The organism is Mycobacterium sp. 852013-50091_SCH5140682 (assembly GCF_001665685.1).
GTDB lineage: Bacteria > Actinomycetota > Actinomycetes > Mycobacteriales > Mycobacteriaceae > Mycobacterium.
Genome location: NZ_LZTB01000125.1, coordinates 1 through 21,772, shown reverse-complemented (window position 1 = coordinate 21,772; position 21,772 = coordinate 1). Strand labels below are relative to the sequence as shown.

Here is a 21,772-nt window from a genome sequence, read left to right as displayed (position 1 = left end):
CGGTACCGGTGTTCCCAGGAAAGGACCTGAAGCCATGACGGCTGCCGAGCAATCTGCCCACACCCAGCAACCCGCCCGGACCCGGGCCCTGATCATCGGCAGTGGGTTCTCCGGCTTGGGTATGGCCATCGAGTTGCAGCGCCGCGGGGTGGACTTCCTCATCCTGGAGAAGGCCGACGAGATCGGCGGCACCTGGCGAGACAACACCTACCCGGGCTGTGCCTGTGACATCCCGTCGCACATGTACTCGTTCTCGTTCGAGCCGAAGGCCGACTGGACCCACATGTGGTCGTTTCAGCCGGAGATCCAGGACTACCTGCTGGGAGTGACGGCCAAATACGGGTTGCGCCGCTACATCCGGTTCAACACGCACGTCGACCGCGCCCATTGGGACGACACCGAACTGCGGTGGCACGTGTTCACCGACACCGGTCAGGAGTACATCGCCCAGTTCTTGGTGTCCGGCGCCGGTGGTCTGCACATCCCGCAGATCCCCGACATCGAGGGCCGCGAAGACTTCGCCGGTGCGGCATTCCATTCGGCGCAGTGGGACCACAGCGTCGACATCCGCGGTAAGCGGGTCGCCGTCATCGGCACAGGCGCCAGCGCCATCCAGATCGTGCCCGAGATCGTCAAGGACGTCGCCGAACTGCAGCTGTACCAACGCACGCCGGCGTGGGTGATGCCCCGGGTGAACAACACCTTCCCGCTCTGGATGCGCCGCGTGTTCAGCTATGTGCCCGGCACCCGCGCGTTGCTGCGCGCCGCGATCTACTGGATCCACGAGGGTGTCGGGTTCGCCATGACCCAACAGCCCCGCCTGCTGAAAATCGGCGAGCTGATGGGCCGGTACAACATCAACCGGAGCATCAAAGATCCGGAACTGCGCCGCAAGCTCACGCCGAACTACCGGGCGGGCTGCAAGCGAATCCTCAACTCCGACACCTACTACCGGGGTATCGCCAACCCCAAGACCCAGGTGATCACCGAGCGCATCGCGCGGATGACCCCGACCGGCATCGTCACCGCAGACGGTGTCGAGCATCCCGTGGACGTCGTGGTGTGGGCGACCGGTTTCCATGTGACGGATTCGTACACCTACGTCGACATCAAGGGTGCGGGCGGCGAGGACCTGGTGGACCGCTGGAACCGGGAGGGCATCCAAGCCCACCGCGGCATCGCTGTCGCAGGCATGCCCAACCTCTTCTTCCTGCTGGGGCCGAACACGGCACTGGGGCACAACTCGGTGGTGTTCATGATCGAACAGCAGATTCGCTACGTCGGTCAGGCGGTCGCGGCCGTGGACAAGGCTGGTGCCGCGGCGCTCGCACCGAGCAGGGCCGCGCAGGACGCGTTCAACGCCGAGCTGCAGCACGATCTGCGCGACACGGTGTGGAACACCGGAGGTTGCCGGAGCTGGTACATGGACGAGCACGGTGTCAACCGCACTCTGTGGAGCGGCATGACCTGGCAGTATTGGCTGGCCACCCGCAATCTGGACCCGTCGGAGTTCGACTTCCTGCGGGAAGAACGCGACACGAAAACACTAGATGTCGGGGTCCCCGCGGGCGCCTAGCCCCAGGGGTAGTGTCAAGGCAGACAATGCGACCTGCGGAAATGGAGTTCTGGTGAGCGAAGGCATGAAGCTGATCGACCGCGTGTCAGCGATCAACTGGAACCGCCTGCAGGACGACAAGGACGCCGAGGTCTGGGACCGGCTGACGGGTAATTTCTGGTTGCCGGAGAAGGTGCCGGTGTCCAACGATATCCCGTCCTGGGGCACGCTGACCGCCCACGAGAAGCAGATGACCATGCGGGTGTTCACCGGCCTGACACTGCTGGACACCATCCAGGGCACCGTCGGTGCCGTCAGCCTGATCCCCGATGCGCTCACCCCGCACGAGGAGGCGGTGTACACCAACATCGCGTTCATGGAGTCGGTGCACGCCCGCAGTTACAGCAATATCTTCTCGACGCTGTGCTCGACCGCCGAGATCGACGACGCGTTCCGCTGGTCGGAGGAGAACCCGAACCTGCAGCGCAAGGCCGAGATCGTCATGCAGTACTACAAGGGTGACGAGCCACTCAAGCGCAAGGTGGCCTCGACGCTGCTGGAGAGCTTCCTGTTCTACTCGGGCTTCTATCTGCCGATGTACTGGAGCAGCCGGGCCAAGCTGACCAACACCGCGGACATGATCCGGCTGATCATCCGCGACGAGGCCGTGCACGGCTACTACATCGGCTACAAGTACCAGCGCGGGCTGGCCCTGGTCGATGAGGAAAAGCGTTCGGAGCTCAAGGATTACACCTACGAACTGCTCTTCGAGCTCTACGACAACGAGGTCGAGTACACCCAGGATCTCTACGACGAGGTCGGGCTCACCGAAGACGTCAAGAAGTTCTTGCGGTACAACGCCAACAAGGCGTTGATGAACCTCGGCTATGAGGCGCTGTTCCCCAAGGACGAGACCGACGTGAACCCGGCGATCCTGTCGGCACTGAGTCCCAACGCCGATGAGAACCACGACTTCTTCTCGGGTTCGGGTTCCTCGTATGTGATCGGCAAGGCCGTCAACACCGAAGACGAGGACTGGGACTTCTAGGCTTCGGTCTCGCGGGGCGGCAGCTTGATCAGCCCCGCGAGCAACAGCAACAGCGACGTCTGCGCCAGGACGCCAGGTGCCAGGGTCGGCGCGGGCCCGACCGTCTTGGTCGCTGCATACCACCATTGCTGAGTGGCGGGCATGGACTCCCACGTGTCGGCGTAGCGCTGATCGAGCGGGCCCGAATCATGGTTGACCGCAATATGATCGAGCACGCCGTAGGCCGACGCGCCGAGCACGACCAGCACCAGGACGCGAGAGATCAGTTGCACGCCGCGCGCCCGCAGGGCGGTCAGCACCGTTGCCACCGTGAGCACCGCGAGCGCGACCCACGGGATCAATTGCTCCGAGCTGTTCCAATGTCGCTCGCTAGCCAGCTCGAAGGCCGTCGCCAGAATTCCCACGACGGTCAAGGCGAACAGGGCGGCCCGCACGAGCCCCGCCCGGCGGCGGGAAGTCATGGGGTCAACGCGGACACGATCTTGTCCACGGTCTCCTGCCCGGGGTTGTACTTCGCCAGATTGTCGCGGAGCTTGCCCAGATTGGGATCATCGGCGGGATACGGCCGGTATTCGACGACCTCCTCCGCCCACCGGGCGGGGTTGCTCACCCCCGCGGCTTTCAGCGCCGCGGCGATGTCGTCCTCCGACGCGGTGTTGGCCGACACCTTGGCGGCGGGGTCGGCGGGGGCCGCGGTTGCCGGCGCGGCGGTCGTCGTGCTCGCCGCCGCCGCACCTGACGTGGTGCTTGTGCTGTCAGCCGATGTGGAGCCGCCGCATCCGGTCAACGCGACTGTCGTCGCGATGCTTGCGGACACAATCAAAAGCGCTGCCTTACCTGACATGTCGTCTCCCTTGTGGCGTAGCGGCTAATGTAAGCACGATTCGTCGCTGCCACGGGTTCGTTTGCGCAGATTTCTGGCAGTTTTCTGTGTTTAACCTGTACGGAGCTATCGTCCTCGCGCCGGCTGGGCAGCGGTCGAAGCCGACGACGATGGCACTGTCGAAGGACGCTCGATGATGGTCGAATTCGGTGCGCCCACACGGTAACTGGCGCCGCGGTGCTCGTCGGCGAGCCGGTCGCCGCGCGCGAGCAGCTTGTTGCGCAGGCTGCCCGGCGCGTACTCGGTCTGGTAGGCGCCACGCGCTGTGAGCACGGGGACCACGTACTCGACGAAATCCGCGAACGAGCCGGGGGTGACGGCGTACGCCAGGTTGAAGCCGTCGACATCAGTCTCGTCGACCCACTCCTGCAGCGTATCGGCAACGCGCGCACCGGATCCCACGATGCGCGGGCCCATCCCGCCGATCTCACCCCATTCGGCGATGTCGCGCACCGCCCACTCGCCGCCGGTTGGATCGGCGGACTGGAAGGCCTTGACCGCCGACAGAATCGCGTTCGAATCGACGTTGCCGATCGGCTCATCAAGCCCGTAGCGGGCCAGGTCGACGCCCATCCACCCGGACATGAACACCAGTGCACCCTCGGGATCGCCGTAGGACAGATACTCGGCGTGCTTGGCTGCGGCCTCCTCATCGGTTTCGGCGGTGATGATCGTGGTGAGGTTGAAGATCTTGGCTGCGTAAGGATCTCGGCCGGCCAACTCCAGTTCCGCGCGGATCGTCGAAACCGTCTCGCGGAGAATGGCTTTGGTCGGGGCCGCGGTGAAGATGGCCTCGGCGTTCTCGGCCGCGAAGCGCACTCCGCGCGGCGACGACCCGGCCTGGTAGATGACCGGGGTGCGTTGTGTCGAAGGCTCAGCGAGATGCACGCCCGGGACGCTGAAATGCGTTCCGGAATGGCCGATGTGGTGCACCTTGGCCGGATCGGTGAACACGCCGCGTTCGGCGTCGCGTACCACCGCGTCGTCCTCCCACGAACCCTCCCACAGCTTGTAGAGCACCTCGAGGTACTCGTCGGCATGGTCGTAGCGGGCATCGTGGGCGGGTTGGTCGGTCTGGCCCATATTGCGCGCCGCCGCAGGCAGATAGCCGGTGACGATGTTCCAGCCGATGCGGCCGTTGGTCAGGTGATCCAGCGTCGACATCCGCCGCGCGAACGGGTATGGATGCTCGAAACCGGTGCCGGTGGTGATGCCGAACCCGAGATTCTCGGTGACCAGTGCCATCGCCGAGACCAACAGCATCGGGTCGCCGACGGGAATCTGCGCGGCCTGGCGGATCGCGGCTTCGTCGCTGCCGCCGTAGACGTCATAGGTGCCGAGCACGTCGGCGATGAACAGACCGTCAAAACGGCCGCGTTCCAACAGCTTTGCCAGTTCGGTCCAGTAGGTGATGTCCTTATAGCGCCAGGACTGATCGGCCGGGTGGCGCCAGAGCCCGGGGGACTGGTGGGCGACGCAGTTCATGTCGAAGGCGTTGAAGCGGATCACACGGGTCACCGCGCCGAGCCTGCCGGGATTGACCGTGAGCGTCACCGGTTGTGTTCAGCCGGATTGTTTTTCACTGCTCAAGGATTAACGAGCGGTGAATGACCTGGGAACTGTCCGATCCTCAGGTGGTGCCGACGGCTGCGTGATATGAGACTTGCGTGGTGACCGCACAGTCTCTCGTGACCTCGATCCTGAACTGGCTGCGCGCCGGCTACCCGGAAGGCGTTCCGGGCACCGACCGCGTGCCGCTATTGGCGCTGCTGCGCGCCACCCCGCTGACCGACGATCAGGTCAAGGAAGTGGTGCGCAACATCACCGCGAACGGGTCCGCCGCGCTGGTGGACGGAAAGATCGACCGCGACGAGATCGCGGAATTCATCTCCGAGGTCACCGAGCACGACGCCGGCCCGGAGAACATCAACCGGGTGGCGGCCAAGCTGGCCGCCGTCGGTTGGCCCCTGGCCGGCGTCGATCGCGATGCGGGCGCCTCGGAGTAACTAGCCGCGCAGCGAAGCGGTATCGATGACGAACCGGTACCGCACATCGCTGGCGAGCACGCGCTCGTAGGCCTCGTTGATGTAGTCGGGTGCGATGACCTCGATCTCGGGGGTCACGTCATGCTCGGCGCAGAAGTCGAGCATCTCCTGGGTCTCGGGGATGCCGCCGATCATCGAACCGGACAGGCTGCGACGGTATGCCGCCAGCGGGAAGAACGGCACCACCAGCGGCTTCTCCGGCGCGCCCAGTTCGACGAGTGTGCCGTCGGTGGCCAGCAGGCCCAGGTAGGCACCCATGTCGAGGTTGGCCGACACCGTGTTGACGATCAGGTCGAACTTGCCTGCCAGCTTGGTGAAGGTGTCCGGGTCGCTGGTCGCGTAGTACTCGTCGGCACCCAGGCGCAGACCGTCCTCCATCTTCTTCAGCGACTGCGACAGCACGGTGACGTGCGCACCCATCGCGTGAGCGATCTTGACACCCATGTGACCGAGGCCACCAAGACCGATGACGGCGACCTTCTTGCCGGGGCCGGCGTTCCAGTGCCGCAGCGGCGAGTACAGGGTGATGCCGGCGCACAGCAGGGGAGCGGCCTTGTCCAACGGGATGCTGTCGGGGATCCGCAGCACATAGCCCTCGTCGACGACGATCGCGCCGCTGTAGCCGCCGTGCGTAGGCGTGCCATCGCGGCCGGTCGCGTTGTACGTGCCGACCATGCCGGTCCCGGTGCAGTACTGCTGCAGCCCGGCCTTGCAGTTGTCGCATTCGCGGCAGGAATCGACGAAGCAGCCGACGCCCACGTGGTCGCCGACCTTGTACTTGGTGACCTCCGAGCCGACCTCGGTCACGACACCGGCGATCTCATGTCCCGGCACGACGGGGTAGTTGGGCTGGCCCCACTCGGCCTTCACGGTGTGGATGTCGGAGTGACAGATGCCCGCGAAGTGGATGTCGAATGCCACGTCGTGGGGCCCTACCTCGCGGCGGGTGATGGTGGTCTTGGTCAGCGGCTCGGTTGCCGAGGTCGCAGCATATGCGGAAACAGTGCTCATCACAGCCCTCTTCGATCGTCGTCAGTGCATGCTTCTGGGGACATAGGCCCAGCTAACTGGTGCGCCGCAGAACGCGGCCCGACATGTGCAACTATCGCGATGCCGACGTTAGTCCCGCTGTCGACTGTGATGTCTCTCCCTGGTGTTTGCCTGGGAGCGGTGGCTCAGAGTCCCGGCGCGCGGATCGATCCGTTGAACGACACGCGCTCGAAGCTCACCAGGCCTGCCACCGTGTACGGATCGCGGGCGATGAGGTCCTCTACTTCCTCGTCGCTGATGTCACCGGTGATCAGTACGGCACCGGTCGGCTCCAGGCGGCCGGCCAGCAGGATGCGCCCGGCCGCCACTTCCTCGTGGAGCCACGCGACGTGGGCGGGACGGGTTTGTCCGACGACCTCGTCGGGCTGCAGGTACGTCGTGGTGAGCACGTGGAACATGGGTGCACACTATGCGGGAGGTGCCGGGCTGTGCCCGCGCGGGGCGGCGCGGGCCGCACGGGTGTACCGGTTGATCTCGTGGCTACTGCGTTCCCGACGCTGCGTCGTCGCGGCGTCGGACAGGCCGAGCACTCGCATGCAGGCGTCGGCGACGTGGAACGGCAGTTCGGCTCGCTGCGGACCTGCCGGCATCGACCACATGTTGACCAGGGATTCGACGAGTCGAAACGGCAGGTCGGCGGCGGCCACGGGGATTCCGGTGCCGGCGACCACCGCCAGGCTCAGGTCCAGATAGTGCAGCCGCAGCCGTTCGCGCTCCGACCAGAACGGCTGCAGCTTGGCGTCCCGCAATTCCGGCAGGAGATACAGGGCCCCGAGATTCCACCGCCCGGACATGAGCTGGGCGCCGTCGAATGCCGCCAGCGCATGCAGGTGTTCGGCAGCTGTCAATGCGGGCTCGGCGCTGAGCAGGGTCGGGATGAATCCGAGGGTTGGGGCCACCGTCTGCTCCAGCAGCGCACACAGAATGTCGTCCTTGGTCTTGAAGTGGTGGTACAGGGACGCCTGACGCATGCCGACCGCTTCGGCGATCGTTCGGGTCGCGGTTCCGGCGTACCCCGTTGTGGTGAACAATTCCCCTGCGGCATCGAGGATTTCGTCGCGTGCCGTCAACCCCGGACGCCGCTGATCGTGCAGGCGTGGACGTCCTGCTCTGGTGAGCGGCATACCGCCATCGTGACCCATCGCCGCGGCGTACCGCGGACTCGCAGGTATCTGTCACCCGATAGAAACGCGTGACACGTGACTGTTACCGAAGGCGCCGATTGATTTACGCCTGTGACACCCGATTTCGGTGGCGCCAGTGAAAACTGTCGAGCGACAGGCTGCGGCACACGGTAGTGGCGCGGCATCCCCAATTCAGTTCCGGGAGGCCACGATGCGCGAGGCCACGATCGAGGCGGCACCGCCACCGGTCGATGTATCGGCGGTACGCGCCACGGCGTCGTCGACCGCACCGACGGTCGCGACGGTCGGCGACCTGCATGTCACCTTCCGCCGCAACGGCCGTGACGTGCACGCACTGCGCGGGGTCTCCCTGGCGATCGCACCGGGCGAGATCGTCGGACTGGTCGGCGAATCCGGTTCCGGCAAGTCCGTTCTGGGATTCACGATGCTCGGCCTGCTGCCGACCGCGAAGGTCGACGGAACGGTCCGTGTCGCGGGTTCGGACATGATCACCGGTGACGGCAAGACCCTGCGGAAGGTTCGCCGGCTGGACCTGGGTGCGGTGTTCCAGGATCCGATGACCTCGCTGAACCCGACGATGCGCATCGGCAGGCAGGTTGCCGAAGCCGCGGGAAGCGACGGCGAAGCCCAGCGCCTGCTGACCGCGGTCGGTATTCCGGATCCGGGTCGGCGGATGCGCTGCTTTCCGCACGAGCTCTCCGGCGGACTGCGGCAACGGGTGATGATCGCGATGGCCATCGCGGGCGACCCCGAACTCATCATCGCCGACGAGCCCACCACCGCACTCGATGTCACCGTCCAGGCCCAGGTGTTGCAGCTGCTGCAGAAGCTGCGCGACGAGATCGGTTGCAGCATCGTCTTCATCACCCACGACCTCGGGGTGGCCGCGCAGATCGCGGACCGTATCGCCGTGCTCTACGCGGGCCGCATCGCCGAGATCGGGCCCACCGCAGAGGTTCTCCAAGCACCTGCACATCCCTACACCCGAGGTCTGCTACGGTCCCGGCTGACGCTGCAGACCGCCCGCGGCAGGCGGCTCGACGCGCTGCCGGGTTCGGTGCCCAGCCCGCTGGAGCCGCTGCCGGGCTGTGCCTTCGTCCCACGCTGCGAACTGGCCACAGACGAGTGCGCGAAGACTGCGCCCGATCCGATATCGGTGGCGCCGGGGCGGGTCAGTGCCTGCCTGCTGCCACCCGGTGCGCCGGAATCCGGTGCGCAGCCCGCACCCGTGACCCAGGCGACGAGCCCGGCGGCCGGCGATGCCGAACCGTCAATCGAATTGTCCGATGTCACAAAGACTTTCGCGGTGGCTCGGCGCGGGAAGCTCCACGCGCTGCGCGGCGTGACGCTGCAGGTCGGCCACGGTGAATCGGTGGCACTGGTCGGGGAGAGCGGCTCGGGCAAGTCCACCCTGTTGCGGATCATCGCCGGACTGGAAAAGCAGACCTCCGGCACCGTGAAACTCGCGGGGGATCAGCGGCCGCAGATGGTGTTCCAAGACGCCGGCGCGTCGTTGACCCCGTGGCTGTCCGTCGGTGAACTCATCGCCGAGCGGCTGCGCGGCATGAAGATGTCCCGGTTACAGCGTCACGACACCGTCATCGCCGTACTCGAGCGGGTCGGGCTGCCCGCCGAGGTGGCGAAATCCCGCGCCGGCCAACTCTCCGGTGGTCAGCGCCAACGGGTGTCGCTGGCCCGGGCCACCGTCGTCCCGCCGCAGGTGTTGCTGTGCGACGAGCCGACCAGCGCGCTGGACGTGTCGCTGGCCGCCTCGGTGCTCAACCTCATCGGCGAGCTGCGGCGCAGCCTGGACATGTCCGTGGTGTTCGTCACCCACGATCTGTCCGTGGCCCGCGTGGTGGCCGATCGGATCGCCGTGATGTACCTCGGCCGCATCGTCGAAATCGGCCCTGCCGACCGCGTCATCGGCGATCCCGCCCATCCGTACACCCGTGCACTGGTGGACTCCATTCCTGACCTCGGGCGCGAAACCCACGTGCTGCCAGGCGAACCGGCCAGCCCGCTGGCACCGCCGCTCGGCTGCGCGTTCCATCCTCGCTGCCCCATCGCCGTCGACGCCTGCGGCGGCGACCAACTCGACGTCCGCCTGGAAGGCTCTCCGGGCAATCCGCACCTGGTGGCATGTATCGAGCGGAAGGCCGGCTGATGGCCATCGCGATATCGGCTCCCACCCTGGTCCGTGGCGGCGGACGGTGGCGGCTGTCCCTGCCGCGATCGCGTTCGGCGATCGTCAACTGGAGCGGATTGGCGCTGGTGTTCCTCGTGACCCTGGTCGTCATCGCGGTGCCACTGCTGGCGCCACACGACCCGCTGACCCCAGTGGGCCTGCCGCTGCAGGCACCGGGCAAGAACGGCTTCCTGCTCGGCACCGACAGCGTGGGCCGCGACATCTTGTCCCGGGTCCTCTACGGCGCCCGGTCCAGTTGGTTCGCTGCACTGGCGGTGGTCGCGCTGGGCCTGCTGATCGGCGGGCTGATCGGCCTGATCGCCGGAGCCTCCGGCGGTTGGCTCGACGCGACGCTCATGCGGATCACCGACGGATTCCTCTCCCTGCCCGCGCCCGTACTGGCGATCGCGGTGGTGGCCGCGCTCGGGCCGGGATTCCTGCACACGCTGATCGCGGTGTCCATCGTCTGGTGGCCGTTCTACGCCCGGCTCGTGCGCGGTGAGGTGGCCCGGCTGGCCGCCCGACCGCACGTCGAAGCCGCGAAACTGGCCGGGGTCAGCCGTTTTCGACTCGCCGGGCGGCACCTGCTGCCCGGTGCGGTGCCCAACGCGCTCGTCGCGGCCAGTCTCGACATCGGCACGCTCATCTTGACCCTGGCGGCGCTGTCCTTCCTCGGACTCGGACAGGCCGCTCCTGCAGCGGAATTGGGCGCGGACTCAGCGCGCAACCTGAGCTACTTCCTGCAGCAGTGGTGGATTCCGGTGATGCCGGGGCTCGGTGTGCTGGTGCTGGCCTTGATCGCCAACATCTCCGGGGACTGCCTGCGAAACCTCATGAAGACCAATTAGGCGGAATTGCATGAAGACTTTCATGGCGTCGCGTCTGGGCGCGATGGTGGCCATCCTGATCGCGCTGGCCGCGGTGATGTTCGTACTGCAGAACATTTCGCCGCTGGATCCGGTGAAGGCCCAGCTCGGCGCGCAGGCCTCCGCTCAGGCGGTCGCTGCCCGCCGTGCTGCACTGGGGCTCAACGATCCTGTGCCGGTACAGTTCTGGCATTACCTGACCGGTGCGGTCACCGGCGATCTTGGCACTTCCTACCGGACCCGGCACCCGGTCGTCTCCGACCTCGGATCCTTTTTCCCGGCCACCCTGGAACTGGCGCTGTACGGTGTGGCGATCGCCATCGCGCTGGCCGGGCTGCTCGCGTTCAGCACCACGCTGAAGTGGCGCGGTGCCGGCCTGCTGCGGGCGGTGCTGTTCACCGGATCGTCGGCGCCGATGTTCCTGCTGGGCATCGTCGGATTGATCGTCTTCTACCAGACCCTGGGCTGGGTACCGGCCAATGGCCGTCTGGCAGTGACCAATCCGCCCGACGGGCCTACCGGGTTGCTCACCGTCGACGGTCTGCTGCACGCCCGGTTCGACGTGGTGGCCGACGCACTGCACCACCTGATCCTGCCCGCACTGGTCATCGCGATCGGGCCGGCCGTGGCGATCGGCCGTGTGCTGCGCAGCAGCCTGATGGCCGACATCGACAGCGACTACGCCCGCACCGCCAGGGCCAAAGGCCTGTCGGAGGGCCGGATCATGGCCCGGCACGTTCTGCGCAACTCGATCGGCGCTGCCCTGTCGATGACGGGTCTGCAAGTGGGCCTGATGTTCTCGGGTGTCCTGGTGGTCGAGCAGGTGTTCGGCTGGCCGGGTATCGGGCAGTACATCGCGCAGAGCATCCCGGTTGCGGACTTCCCGGCGATCGCCGGCGTCACGCTGCTGCTCGGCGCGCTCTATGTCGTCATCAACACGGCCGTGGACCTGCTCCAGGCCGCCGCAGATCCCCGTATCGCCGTCACAGGAGGTTAGGTGCCGAAACAGCCGCTGATCGTGGGCAATCCCGTGCTTGTCGTGGTCGACATGCAGGAATCCGGCGACATGCCGGCCGAAGAGGTGGGCATACCGCACATGGCCGGATATGCCGACCGGGTCGCCCATGCGCGACAACTGATCGCCGCCGCCCGCGCCGCGGCCATCCCGATCGTGTTCTTCCAGGAAGTGCACCGCGCCAACGGCATCGACTTCGGCCGCGAACTCGACGGTGTCGAAGGCCCGCACTGCATCGACGGACGGCCCGGCACCGCGCTGCACCCGGAGCTGCTGCCCGACCTCGACGGACCCAACCACGAGTTCCACATCGTCAAGCGGCGCTATTCCGGTTTCATCGGAACCGAATTCGAGATCGTGCTGTCCGCCCTGAAGGCCGAAACCCTGATTCTCCTCGGCGGCCTCACCGATGTCTGTGTGCACTACACATTCGCCGACGCGCACCAGCGCGACTTCTACGTCCGCGTCGTCACCGACTGTGTCGGCGGCTCGTCACAGTACCGCCATGACGCCGCGCTCGATGCCATGGAATACCTGCAGTCCGGCGCTATGCGCACCACCGAGGAGATCCTCGCCGCGTTCCGTAAGCTCACCGTCCTCGAAGGAGCCGCCCGATGAAGAAACTCAGCACGCTGTCCCGGACGCGAGGAGGAATCGCACTATTGGCTATCGGCGCGACTGCGGCCCTGATCCTGACCGCCTGCGGCGGATCGAATTCCGGCGGCAGCAGCACCCCCAACCCGGCGCCGACCGACAAGGTGCTGCACCTGTCGTTCCTGCAGGATCCCGGACAACCGCCGGATCCCGACGTGTACTACGCCGGCCAGGGGCTGCTGCTGACCACCAATACCTACGAGGGCCTACTGCAGTACAAGGCGGGCACCGACAAGCCCGTGCTGGAACCGCTCTTGGCCACCGAGTGGACGGCCTCACCGGACAACAAGGTATACACGTTCAAGCTGCGCGAGGGCGTCAAGTTCCATGACGGCACCCCGTTCACCTCGGCGGCCGTCAAGGCGTCGTTCGACCGGCGAGTGGCCGTGAACCAGGGCCCCGCGTACATGGTCACCGACGTCGAATCCGTGACCACTCAAGGCGATTACGGCGTGACGATCACGCTCAAAGCGCCGAACTCGGCATTCTTGGACTATCTGGCTTGTCCGTACGGGCCGCGCATGCTCAGTCCGGAAGGCCTGAAGAAGAACGCCGGCGGCGACAACGCGCAGGCGTATCTCACCAACCACGATCTGGGCACGGGCCCGTACACGCTGACCGCCGCCGAGGTCGGCTCGAAGTACGAACTGACCGCCTTCGGCGAATACTGGGGCGCCAAGCCCTATTTCGAGAAGGTCGAACTGCCCGTGATCACCGATGTGTCGGCGCAGCAGCTGCAGTTCAACAATGGTCAGATCGCGGCGATCCTGCATGACCTGCCGTCGTCGGCGGTGCAGTCCTACCTGGACAACAAGTCGTTCGCGAACTACTCGCTGCCGACCATGATGTCGAACTACGTGTACATCAACCCGCGCAAGGGCATGATGACCGACGTCAAGAACCGCACTGCGGTGATGCAGGCCGTCGACGTCGACGAACTGGTCAAGCAGACCTATTTCGGTCGCGGCAAGAAGGCCGAACAGATCTACCCGCCGAACATGATGGCTGCCGAGTTCGGCGGGCAGTCGGTACCGCACGATCTGTCGGTGCTCTCCGGGATCGTCGGGGGATTGCCCGCCGATCAGAAGGCCGTGACCATCGGGTACGACTCCAGCAATCCGGATAACCAGCTGATCAGCAACCTGATTCAGACTCAGCTGGCGGCGGCGGGCCTCAATGCCAAGGTGCAGGCGTACCCCACGTCGGAAATCTATGGCTGGGTGGGCGGTGACGGGCAGTCCGCGCCGGAGATCATGACCTACCTGGGGTGGCCGGACGCACCGTCGCCATACACCTGGGGTCACATATCGTGGGATGCCTCCGGCGGTCTGAACTTCTTCGGATGTTCCGCTCCTGCGGTCACCGCGGCCCTGGCCAAGGGCTTGCCCACCGATGCCGACGCCGACTTCTCCACGGCCGGTGAGGAAGCGGTCAAGACCGGATGCTGGCTCAATATCGCCGACGTCAACGACTTCATGGTGGCCCAGCCATGGCTCAAGGGCGTCGAACAGGCCCATGTGGTGACCAACCCGAACTCGCTGCGGCTGGCCGCACTGTCGGTGGGCTGAATGGCGACCCTGGCCCGCAAGAGCGGGGTGCGCCACATCATCCTGCTCACCCTCGGATGGGAGGAACTGCCGAAATCGGTCTCGGTGTACGGCGCGCCATCGGAGGAGCGGATGCGGGAACCGGTGCCCGGTGTGCTGCTGCAGACCGATGGCGGTTGGGTGCTGCTGGACACCGGGTTCAACACCGCGCTCGTGCGGGACCCCGCGCTGTATCGGCGGTTCTTCCCGACCGTCGAGTACCGCCCGGTGCTGCCCGGCCCGGGCGAGCCCATCGAACAGCGGCTCGCCGAGGTCGGCGTCGACTTCGACCAGATCCACACCGTCGCGGTGAGCCACCTGCACCACGACCACGCAGGCGGGTTGAAACTGTTCGCCGGCAAGGTTCCTGTGCACGCACAGCGTCGTGAGCTGGAATACGGACTGTCGAATCATCCTGAACCCGAACGCAATGCGATCGTCCGGGTGGACTTCGACGATCCGAACATCGACTGGCGCCTGGCCGATGGCGAGGCCGAGATCGCGCCCGGCGTCACCGCGGTGCCGACCTACGGGCACACGCCGGGGCACCAGAGCTTCGTGGTGCGACTCGACGAGTCCGTCGGCGGTGACGGGTTCGTGTTCGCCTTCGACGCGGGCGACCTCACCGAGAACATCGAGCACGAACTCGCGATCGGCGGATTCATCGACGTCGATCCACAGGACACGATCGAGCCCATCCGCAAGCTCAAGAAGTTGGCCGCCGACAAGGGATATCGGTTGATACCCGGCCACGACCCGCAGGTGTGGCCGGAGCTCACCGAACATTTCCACGACAGGTTCGGACCGGCAGCATCGTGATGGATTGTGTCCTGCGCGGGGACCAGGTGCTCATCGACACGCGTCTGTGTCCGGCGGCGGTGGGCATAGCCGATGGCCGGATCGCGGCCATCGGCCCGGTCGATGCGGACTGTCCTGCGGTGCAGAACAGCCGGTTACCGGACGGGGTGGTGCTGCTGCCCGGCTTCGTCGACACCCACGTCCACATCAACGCCCCCGGCACGGACTGGGAAGGATTCGTCACGGCGACGGCCGCCGCGGCCGCCGCCGGGATCACGACCCTGGTGGACATGCCGCTGGACTGCCGCCCGGTGACCACCACCGTCGCGGCGCTGCGCGCCAAACAGGCTGCTGCCGAAGGGAACTGCCTCATCGAGGTCCAATACTGGGCAGGCGTCGTGCCCGGGAACTTCGGTGAGCTCGAGGGGCTGGCACAGGCCGGCGTGCGCGGCTTCAAGTGCTTTCTGGCCGAGTCCGGTAATCCGGACTTCGGGTATCTGACGCCGGAAGAGTTCCGGACGGCCATGAGTCGGATCGCCGAGCTCGATTCGGTGCTCCTGGTGCACGCCGAAAGCCACCACGTGATCGCCGAGAATGCACCACCGCACGGCGGGCGCTACGCGTCGTTCCTGCAGTCGCGCCCCGACGCCGCCGAGGAGGAGGCCGTGGCACTGGTGATCGACACCGCGGCCAGAAGCGGCGGCCGGGCGCACATCGTGCACGTGTCCAGCGCCCGGGTGTTGCGGATGCTGGCCGCCGCGAAGCGATCCGGTGTGCGCGTGACGGCCGAGACGTGCCCGCACTACCTGACGTTCGCGGCGGAGACCGTTGCTGACGGCGCCACGGAGCTCGCCGCGTGCCCGCCCATCCGTGCCGGCGCCAACCGGGACCGGCTGTGGGATGGATTGCTCGCGGGCACCCTCGACATGGTGGTGTCGGACCACTCGCCGTGCGCGCCGAAGTTCAAGGCGGGCGGTGATTTCGGGCGGGCATTCGGGGGGATCAGCTCGTTGCAGGTCGGTCCGAGCGCGATGTGGGCACACGCGCGGCATCGAGGATTCGGGCTGCCCGAACTGAGCCGCTGGATGGCGCAGCGGCCGGCCGAGCTCGCCGGGCTCGCGGACCGGGGCCGGATCGCGGTGGGACTTCGGGCCGATCTGTGCGCCTTCGATCCGAGTATCGAGGAGACGGTCAGCGCGGCCACGCTGCATCACCGCCACCCGGTGACCCCGTATGACGGGGCCACGGTCCGGGGGTCGGCGGTACAGACCTGGGTGGCGGGCCGCCCGGTGCTGCGGCGCGCGTGGGTGCCGGCATGAGAATCCTGGTGCTCAACCCGAACACGTCGACGTCGATGACCGCCGAGATCGCGGTTGCGGCGCGGGCCGCAGCTGATCCTGAGGTCGAGATCGTCTGCATGGCACCGCACTTCGGCGCCGAGGCGATCGACTCGGCCGCGGAGAGTTACCTGTCGGCGGTCGGGGTGATGGATGTCGTCGCCCGGTTGATCCGAGACGGCACCTTCGATTTCGACGCCGTGGTGCTGGCCGGGTTCGGCGAACACGGCCGCGACGCGCTGGCCGAGATGCTGACCGTGCCGGTGTTCGACATCGCCGAATGTGCCGCGCACGTCGCACATCTGATCGGAAGGCGGTTCTCCGTGGTCACCACGCTGGCGCGGTCGATCCCGCCGATCGAGGACCGTCTGCTGCTGGCCGGGTTGAACCGACACTGCGTCTCGGTGCGGGCCTGCGGCCTGGGCACCGCGGAGGTGGACGCAGACCCGGCAGGTGCCGTGGCGGCGATCGTCGCCGAGGCCGCGCGTGCGGTGAGCGAGGACGGCGCCGACGTGATCTGTCTCGGTTGCGCCGGTATGGCCGGTGTGACAGCGGCGATCTCGGCCAAGCTCGGGGTGCCCGCCGTCGACGGGGTGGCCGCAGCGGTCGCCCTGGCGCAAGCGGTGGTCGGACTGGGCCTGACCACCAGCAAGGTCGGCGTCTACGCGCCCGGACCGGACAACCCTCGCAGCCACTGGCCGCTCTCGGGGGCACTGGGGATATGACCGAGGTGGATCTGGCCTCGCGTACCGTCGGGGGCAGCGTCGTGGCGGCCAGTGACGAATCGTTCGGGTTCAAGGAACGACTCGTCGACCCGGCCGAACCCGCCTTTGTCCCCGGCACTTACGATCTGCGTGGCGAGGTGGTCGACGGCTGGGAGACCCGCCGCCACGCCGGGCCCGGTGGCGACTGGGCGATCATCCGGCTCGGCGCACCCGGCCGGCTGCACACCATCGACGTCGACACCCGATTCTTCTCCGGTAACCACCCGACCGCCTGCGCCGTCGATGCCTGCGCGCTGCCGCGCACGGCCGATCCCGCGGACCCGGGCGTGCGCTGGGCACCGATCGCGGAAACTACGGTGCTCAAGGCGGATTCGCACAATCTGCTGGCCGTGACCGATCGGCGCCGATGGACACACCTGAGGCTGCGGTTGAAGTCCGACGGTGGTGTCGCGCGGCTACGCGCATACGGCGAAGTGGTGCCGGATCCGACGCTGTGGGCCGGCGTCACCGTCGAAGTGTCCGGCCTGGAGAACGGCGGGCGCGTCGAATGGTACAGCGACAGTCATTATTCCAGCGCCGCCTCACTGGTCGCCCCGAACCGGCCGCACAACATGGGCGACGGCTGGGAGACCCGCAGGCGCCGCGATATCGGCCCCGACACGCACGACGCGGTGATCATCTCGTTCGCTGTAGCGGCAGACCTGCGCCAGATCGAGATCGACACGTCCTACTTCGTGTTCAACGCCAGCACCGAGGTGTCGGTGCTGGGCAGTCGCTGCAGGCCCGACCGGGAACACGGCTGGGGCCTGGTTGCGTTCGACGTCCCGGTGCTGGCCCGCACCACGCTGATACCCGATGCGCGCCAGGTCTTCCCGGTCGAGGTTTCCGGCGTCACCGCACTGCGGGTGCAGGCCTACCCGGACGGCGGGATCGCCAGGGTCCGGGCGATCGGGGTGCCCACCGCCGGCGGGCTACAGACACTGCACGACCGATGGGAGGAGTCGTCGTGACCGTGCTGACGGCCGACTGCGCCGGGCTGTGGCGGCGCATCATGCTGATCGGGCCGGACGGCACCCGGGATGACAAGCCTGGTGTGCTGTGGCTGCAAGGCCCGACTGCCTACGTCGACTCGCGCGGCTTCGCGGGCACTCTGGCGCAGAACGGCGAGGTCTTCGAATGGCATCGGGCGGTGGACGTGCAACCGACGGGCCCGTACCCCGATGCCGGCGTCATGAGTTGGGACGGTGACGTTCTCGTCGAAACCGGGGTGCACGAGGACTATGTCGAGCACTGGGTCCGCGACCCTGAAACCGCCTCGCCCGCCGGCGCGTTGGTCCTGTCCGGGCCCGACGGCGCCCCGGCCCTGCTGGTCCGCGCCGGGGCGTTGTTCGGCTGGGCCGACCACGGGCAGGTGGTCATCGGCGCCGTCAACGGCGCCGAATATCGCGCGCTTGGGATCATCTTGTCCCGCAACGAAATCCAGGCCAACGGCGTGCGCTGGACGGTGAGTCAATCGGAAGGAACTGTGAATCTATGAGTAGTGCAACGCCGTTCACCTCAGTGCCGGTCATCGACATCAGCGGGCTGCGGTCAGGTCGGCGAGCGGAGCGTGAACAGGTGGCGGCCGAGGTCGGCGCAGCGGCCCGTGAGGTCGGCTTCTTCTACATCAGCGGGTCCGGCGTCGACGAGGCGCTGTTCGACCGGATGCTCGCGGTCACCGAGGAGTTCTTCGCGCTTCCCGTCGAAGAGAAGATGCGCAGCTACATCGGGCTGTCGCGGTGTCACCGTGGCTACGTCCCGGTCGGTGAGGAAGGAGTCGAGTCCGGCACACCGGATCTCAAGGAAGCCTTCGACACCGCATTGGACCTGCCCGCCGACGATCCCGACTACCTCGCGGGCAACCCCATGCTCGGGCCGAACACCTGGCCGGACGTACCCGGTTTCGCCGAGGCCGTGACGGCCTACTACCGCGCCGTGCTCGGGGTTGGGCAGCAGCTGCTGTGGGCGTTCGCGACCGCGCTGGGGGAGGACCCCGAAGTGTTCCGCCGACACGCCACCAAGTCCCCGAGCCAGCTGCGATTGGTGCACTACCCGTTCAATCCCGACGCGCAGGACGGGCAGGGCATCGGCGCACACACCGACTACGAATGCTTCACCCTGCTCAAACCGACGGCGCCCGGCCTTGAGGTGCTCAACGGGGCGGGCGCGTGGATCGACGTACCTCCGGTGGATGGCACGTTCGTCGTCAATATCGGCGATCTGCTGGAGCTCTGGACCAACGGGACGTTCGTGGCGACCAGCCACCGGGTGCGCCGCGTGACACAGGAGCGCTATTCGTTCCCGCTGTTCTTCAACGTCGACTACGACACCGAGGTGCGGCCGTTGCCGCAATTCGTCACCACGGGTGCCCCGCAGCGCCCGGGGCTGCGCGCCGGTGAGCACCTGTTCGCCCAGACCGCCCAGACGTTCAGCTATCTGCGCCGCCGTATCGAGGCGGGCGAACTGGTGCTGCCCGACGGGTCACTGGCCACCGGCCAGTTCGGCAGGCAGGCCCTGCAGAGCGCCGGTGGATGATCAGTTGATCGGTGCGTTGACCCAGCGCAGGTCGTCGAGGATGCCGCGGGCCGCGACGATGTTCTGGCCGGTCTGCCAGACCTCGTTGTTGACCACGAACACCCGATTGTCCTTCGTGGCCGACAACGCCCGCCACGCCGGGCTGTCCAGAATCGCGGTGGCGTGATCGCGCGCGGCAGGCGACGCGAAGGACACGTAGACGATGTCGGCGTCGGCGATGGAGTAGTCACCGCCGGAGGTGGCCAACTCCTCGAACGGCTTGTCGGTGAACCGCTGGGCGGCCGGCCGGTCCAGCCCGACCGCGGCCAGCACGCTGCCCGGGAAGTTGTTGGCGCCGTAGACCCGCACGGTGTTCTCGGTCAGCTGGACCACGGACGCCTGGAAATGCGCGGCATCGTTGTCGGTTCCGGTCTTGCGAGCCGCGTCGTTGAACTTGTCGACCAGGTCGCCCGCCGCGTCGGCCCGTCCGGTCGCCGCGCCCACGGTGCGCAGCGTGTCCTGCCAGCCGGCGCCGGGTGCGCCGGTGAACACCGTCGGCGCGATCGCTGCCAGCGCGCCGAAAGCGTCCGGCGTCAGCGCCTGCGACCCCAGGATCAGGTCGGGGTGGGCAGCGGAGATGGCCGAGAGATCCGGTGCGTTGCGGTCGCCGACCGCCGCGATGTCGTGCACGGTCTTACCCAGGTACGACGGTTGGCCGTCGGAGCCCACCGGCGTGGCGGCCGCGACCACTCGGGACTGCAGGCCCAGGGCGCACAACGCGTCGAGTTGATCACCGGACAGCACGACGATGCGTTGTGGATCGCCGGACATCTGCGTGGTCGGGGGGATGCCGTTGCCTTCGGCGTTGTGAACGTCGCGGGAGGCCGGGTCGGCGGGAGCCGGCGCGGGTGCGCACGACTCGTCGGGACGGCGCTGATTGCCCAACACGCCGGCGTCGGCGATCTTGGTCACGCTCGTGCTGATCGACGGCTGGCCCTGCGGAGCCGCACTTTCCGAACCACAACCTGCGGACAGTGCCGCGGTCACGGCGATCAGCGCAGCTGCGACACGCGGTCGGTTGATCAACACGGGGCGACGGTAACATTCTGACGCTTCCCAGCTGGTCAGGCCGCCGCGCGGAGAAGCCCCGGGTTGATTACGACAGTTTGTAGGACCCACGGGCACGCCGGGCTTCGGGAGGGTTAGGATTCAGTTCGATATGCGGGATTTCCCGACTGATCTTTGGAGGATCTCTTGGTAGCCGAAGCGCCCCCAATCGGAGAACTCGAGGCACGTCGTCCTTTTCCGGAACGGATGGGCCCCAAGGGCAACCTGGTCTACAAGCTCATCACGACCACCGATCACAAGCTGATCGGCATCATGTACTGCGTCGCGTGCTTCGCCTTCTTCTTCATCGGCGGGCTCATGGCGCTGCTGATGCGTACCGAATTGGCGTTGCCCGGGTTGCAGTTCCTGTCCAACGAGCAGTTCAACCAGCTGTTCACCATGCACGGCACGGTGATGCTGCTGTTCTACGCGACACCGATCGTGTTCGGCTTCGCCAACCTGGTTCTCCCGTTGCAGATCGGCGCTCCCGACGTGGCGTTCCCGCGTCTGAACGCGCTGTCGTTCTGGCTGTTCCTGTTCGGCGCGCTGATCGCCATGGGCGGCTTCATCACCCCCGGCGGGGCCGCGGACTTCGGCTGGACGGCCTACTCGCCGCTCACCGATGCCATCCACTCGCCCGGACCGGGCGGTGACCTCTGGATCATGGGTCTGGCCGTCGGTGGTCTCGGCACCATCCTCGGTGGCGTCAACATGGTCACCACCGTGGTGTGCATGCGCGCCCCCGGTATGACGATGTTCCGGATGCCGGTGTTCACCTGGAACATCCTGGTGACCTCGATCCTGGTGCTGATCGCGTTCCCGATCCTGACCGCCGCACTGTTCGGCCTGGCTGCCGACCGCCACCTGGGTGCCCATATCTATGACCCCGCCAACGGCGGTGTCCTGTTGTGGCAGCACCTGTTCTGGTTCTTCGGCCACCCCGAGGTGTACATCATCGCGATTCCGTTCTGGGGCATCGTGAGTGAGATCATCCCGGTGTTCAGCCGCAAGCCGATCTTCGGTTACACCACGCTGATCTACGCCACCATCAGCGTCGGAGTGCTCTCCGTGGCGGTGTGGGCGCACCACATGTACGCCACCGGCGCGGTTCTGCTGCCGTTCTTCTCGTTCATGACGTTCCTGATCGCGGTCCCGACCGGCATCAAGTTCTTCAACTGGATCGGCACCATGTGGAAGGGACAGCTGACCTTCGAGAC

22 protein-coding genes are annotated in these 21,772 nt (G+C 66.8%); 15 read left to right on the top strand and 7 right to left on the bottom strand.

Going from position 1 to position 21,772, the window contains the following annotated elements; genetic code table 11:
- Positions 1–34: 34 nt before the first annotated feature.
- Both A5784_RS32875 and nrdF read left to right on the top strand, forming a co-directional pair.
- On the top strand, positions 35–1,576 hold the full coding sequence (locus A5784_RS32875) for a flavin-containing monooxygenase (protein ID WP_064949055.1): 1,542 nt from the start codon (positions 35–37) through the stop codon (positions 1,574–1,576).
- A gap of 64 nt (positions 1,577–1,640) precedes the next feature.
- The gene (gene nrdF, locus A5784_RS32870) at positions 1,641–2,603 is read left to right on the top strand and encodes a class 1b ribonucleoside-diphosphate reductase subunit beta (RefSeq protein ID WP_036422030.1); all 963 of its coding nucleotides are present in this window, start codon (positions 1,641–1,643) and stop codon (positions 2,601–2,603) included.
- On the opposite strand, the gene A5784_RS32865 is transcribed toward nrdF, so the two are convergent.
- The 3 genes from A5784_RS32865 to A5784_RS32855 form a co-directional block, all read right to left on the bottom strand.
- Positions 2,600–3,064, bottom strand: a complete 465-nt coding sequence (locus A5784_RS32865; RefSeq protein WP_232006339.1) for a hypothetical protein — start codon at positions 3,062–3,064, stop codon at positions 2,600–2,602. The genes nrdF and A5784_RS32865 overlap by 4 nt on opposite strands.
- Complete coding sequence (locus A5784_RS32860) at positions 3,061–3,447, bottom strand: hypothetical protein (protein ID WP_064949053.1); 387 nt, start codon at positions 3,445–3,447, stop codon at positions 3,061–3,063. The genes A5784_RS32865 and A5784_RS32860 overlap by 4 nt, the downstream gene beginning before the upstream one ends.
- A 105-nt stretch (positions 3,448–3,552) precedes the next feature.
- Positions 3,553–5,004: an LLM class flavin-dependent oxidoreductase gene (locus A5784_RS32855; RefSeq protein ID WP_064949065.1), complete on the bottom strand. Its 1,452-nt coding sequence runs from the start codon at positions 5,002–5,004 to the stop codon at positions 3,553–3,555.
- Between the two features lie 152 nt (positions 5,005–5,156).
- Here A5784_RS32855 and A5784_RS32850 point away from each other — a divergent pair, with 152 nt between their 5' ends.
- The gene (locus tag A5784_RS32850; RefSeq protein WP_064949064.1) at positions 5,157–5,492 is read left to right on the top strand and encodes a DUF3349 domain-containing protein; all 336 of its coding nucleotides are present in this window, start codon (positions 5,157–5,159) and stop codon (positions 5,490–5,492) included.
- Here A5784_RS32850 and A5784_RS32845 read toward each other — a convergent pair whose 3' ends face one another.
- From A5784_RS32845 to A5784_RS32835, 3 genes are all read right to left on the bottom strand, one after another.
- The gene (locus tag A5784_RS32845) at positions 5,493–6,542 is read right to left on the bottom strand and encodes an NAD(P)-dependent alcohol dehydrogenase (RefSeq protein WP_064949052.1); all 1,050 of its coding nucleotides are present in this window, start codon (positions 6,540–6,542) and stop codon (positions 5,493–5,495) included.
- 164 nt (positions 6,543–6,706) lie between these two features.
- On the bottom strand, positions 6,707–6,979 hold the full coding sequence (locus A5784_RS32840; RefSeq protein ID WP_064949051.1) for a YciI family protein: 273 nt from the start codon (positions 6,977–6,979) through the stop codon (positions 6,707–6,709).
- A gap of 9 nt (positions 6,980–6,988) precedes the next feature.
- Positions 6,989–7,705: a TetR/AcrR family transcriptional regulator gene (locus A5784_RS32835; protein ID WP_064949063.1), complete on the bottom strand. Its 717-nt coding sequence runs from the start codon at positions 7,703–7,705 to the stop codon at positions 6,989–6,991.
- A 211-nt stretch (positions 7,706–7,916) separates the two neighbouring features.
- Here A5784_RS32835 and A5784_RS32830 point away from each other — a divergent pair, with 211 nt between their 5' ends.
- The 11 genes from A5784_RS32830 to A5784_RS32780 are packed head-to-tail and all read left to right on the top strand — an operon-like array spanning position 7,917 to position 19,469.
- A complete protein-coding gene (locus A5784_RS32830; protein WP_064949050.1) occupies positions 7,917–9,893 on the top strand; it encodes a dipeptide ABC transporter ATP-binding protein in 1,977 nt (658 codons plus the stop codon).
- Complete coding sequence (locus A5784_RS32825; RefSeq protein WP_064949049.1) at positions 9,893–10,762, top strand: ABC transporter permease; 870 nt, start codon at positions 9,893–9,895, stop codon at positions 10,760–10,762. Before A5784_RS32830 ends, A5784_RS32825 begins: the two co-directional genes overlap by 1 nt.
- 10 nt (positions 10,763–10,772) lie before the next feature.
- A complete protein-coding gene (locus A5784_RS32820; protein WP_064949048.1) occupies positions 10,773–11,777 on the top strand; it encodes an ABC transporter permease in 1,005 nt (334 codons plus the stop codon).
- Positions 11,778–12,413: a cysteine hydrolase family protein gene (locus tag A5784_RS32815; RefSeq protein WP_064949047.1), complete on the top strand. Its 636-nt coding sequence runs from the start codon at positions 11,778–11,780 to the stop codon at positions 12,411–12,413.
- The gene (locus A5784_RS32810) at positions 12,410–14,017 is read left to right on the top strand and encodes an ABC transporter substrate-binding protein (protein WP_064949046.1); all 1,608 of its coding nucleotides are present in this window, start codon (positions 12,410–12,412) and stop codon (positions 14,015–14,017) included. Before A5784_RS32815 ends, A5784_RS32810 begins: the two co-directional genes overlap by 4 nt.
- A complete protein-coding gene (locus tag A5784_RS32805; RefSeq protein WP_064949045.1) occupies positions 14,018–14,854 on the top strand; it encodes an N-acyl homoserine lactonase family protein in 837 nt (278 codons plus the stop codon). It abuts the gene before it with no gap.
- Positions 14,854–16,152 (top strand): allantoinase AllB, encoded by a 1,299-nt coding sequence (gene allB, locus A5784_RS32800; protein WP_064949044.1) that lies wholly within the window; start codon positions 14,854–14,856, stop codon positions 16,150–16,152. Before A5784_RS32805 ends, allB begins: the two co-directional genes overlap by 1 nt.
- Complete coding sequence (locus A5784_RS32795) at positions 16,149–16,895, top strand: aspartate/glutamate racemase family protein (protein ID WP_064949062.1); 747 nt, start codon at positions 16,149–16,151, stop codon at positions 16,893–16,895. Before allB ends, A5784_RS32795 begins: the two co-directional genes overlap by 4 nt.
- Positions 16,892–17,905: an allantoicase gene (gene alc / locus A5784_RS32790; RefSeq protein WP_064949043.1), complete on the top strand. Its 1,014-nt coding sequence runs from the start codon at positions 16,892–16,894 to the stop codon at positions 17,903–17,905. The genes A5784_RS32795 and alc overlap by 4 nt, the downstream gene beginning before the upstream one ends.
- A complete protein-coding gene (locus tag A5784_RS32785) occupies positions 17,902–18,432 on the top strand; it encodes a hypothetical protein (protein ID WP_197514964.1) in 531 nt (176 codons plus the stop codon). Before alc ends, A5784_RS32785 begins: the two co-directional genes overlap by 4 nt.
- Positions 18,429–19,469, top strand: coding sequence for an isopenicillin N synthase family dioxygenase (locus tag A5784_RS32780; RefSeq protein ID WP_064949041.1), 1,041 nt, complete (start codon positions 18,429–18,431; stop codon positions 19,467–19,469). Before A5784_RS32785 ends, A5784_RS32780 begins: the two co-directional genes overlap by 4 nt.
- Here the strand turns inward: A5784_RS32780 and A5784_RS32775 are convergent, their stop codons facing one another.
- Entirely contained in the window at positions 19,470–20,537 is a 1,068-nt protein-coding gene (locus A5784_RS32775) for an iron-siderophore ABC transporter substrate-binding protein (RefSeq protein ID WP_064949040.1), read from the bottom strand.
- Positions 20,538–20,702: 165 nt separating this feature from the next.
- Here A5784_RS32775 and A5784_RS32770 point away from each other — a divergent pair.
- On the top strand, positions 20,703–21,772 hold a 1,070-nt coding region (locus A5784_RS32770; protein WP_197514963.1), incomplete at its 3' end, for a cbb3-type cytochrome c oxidase subunit I.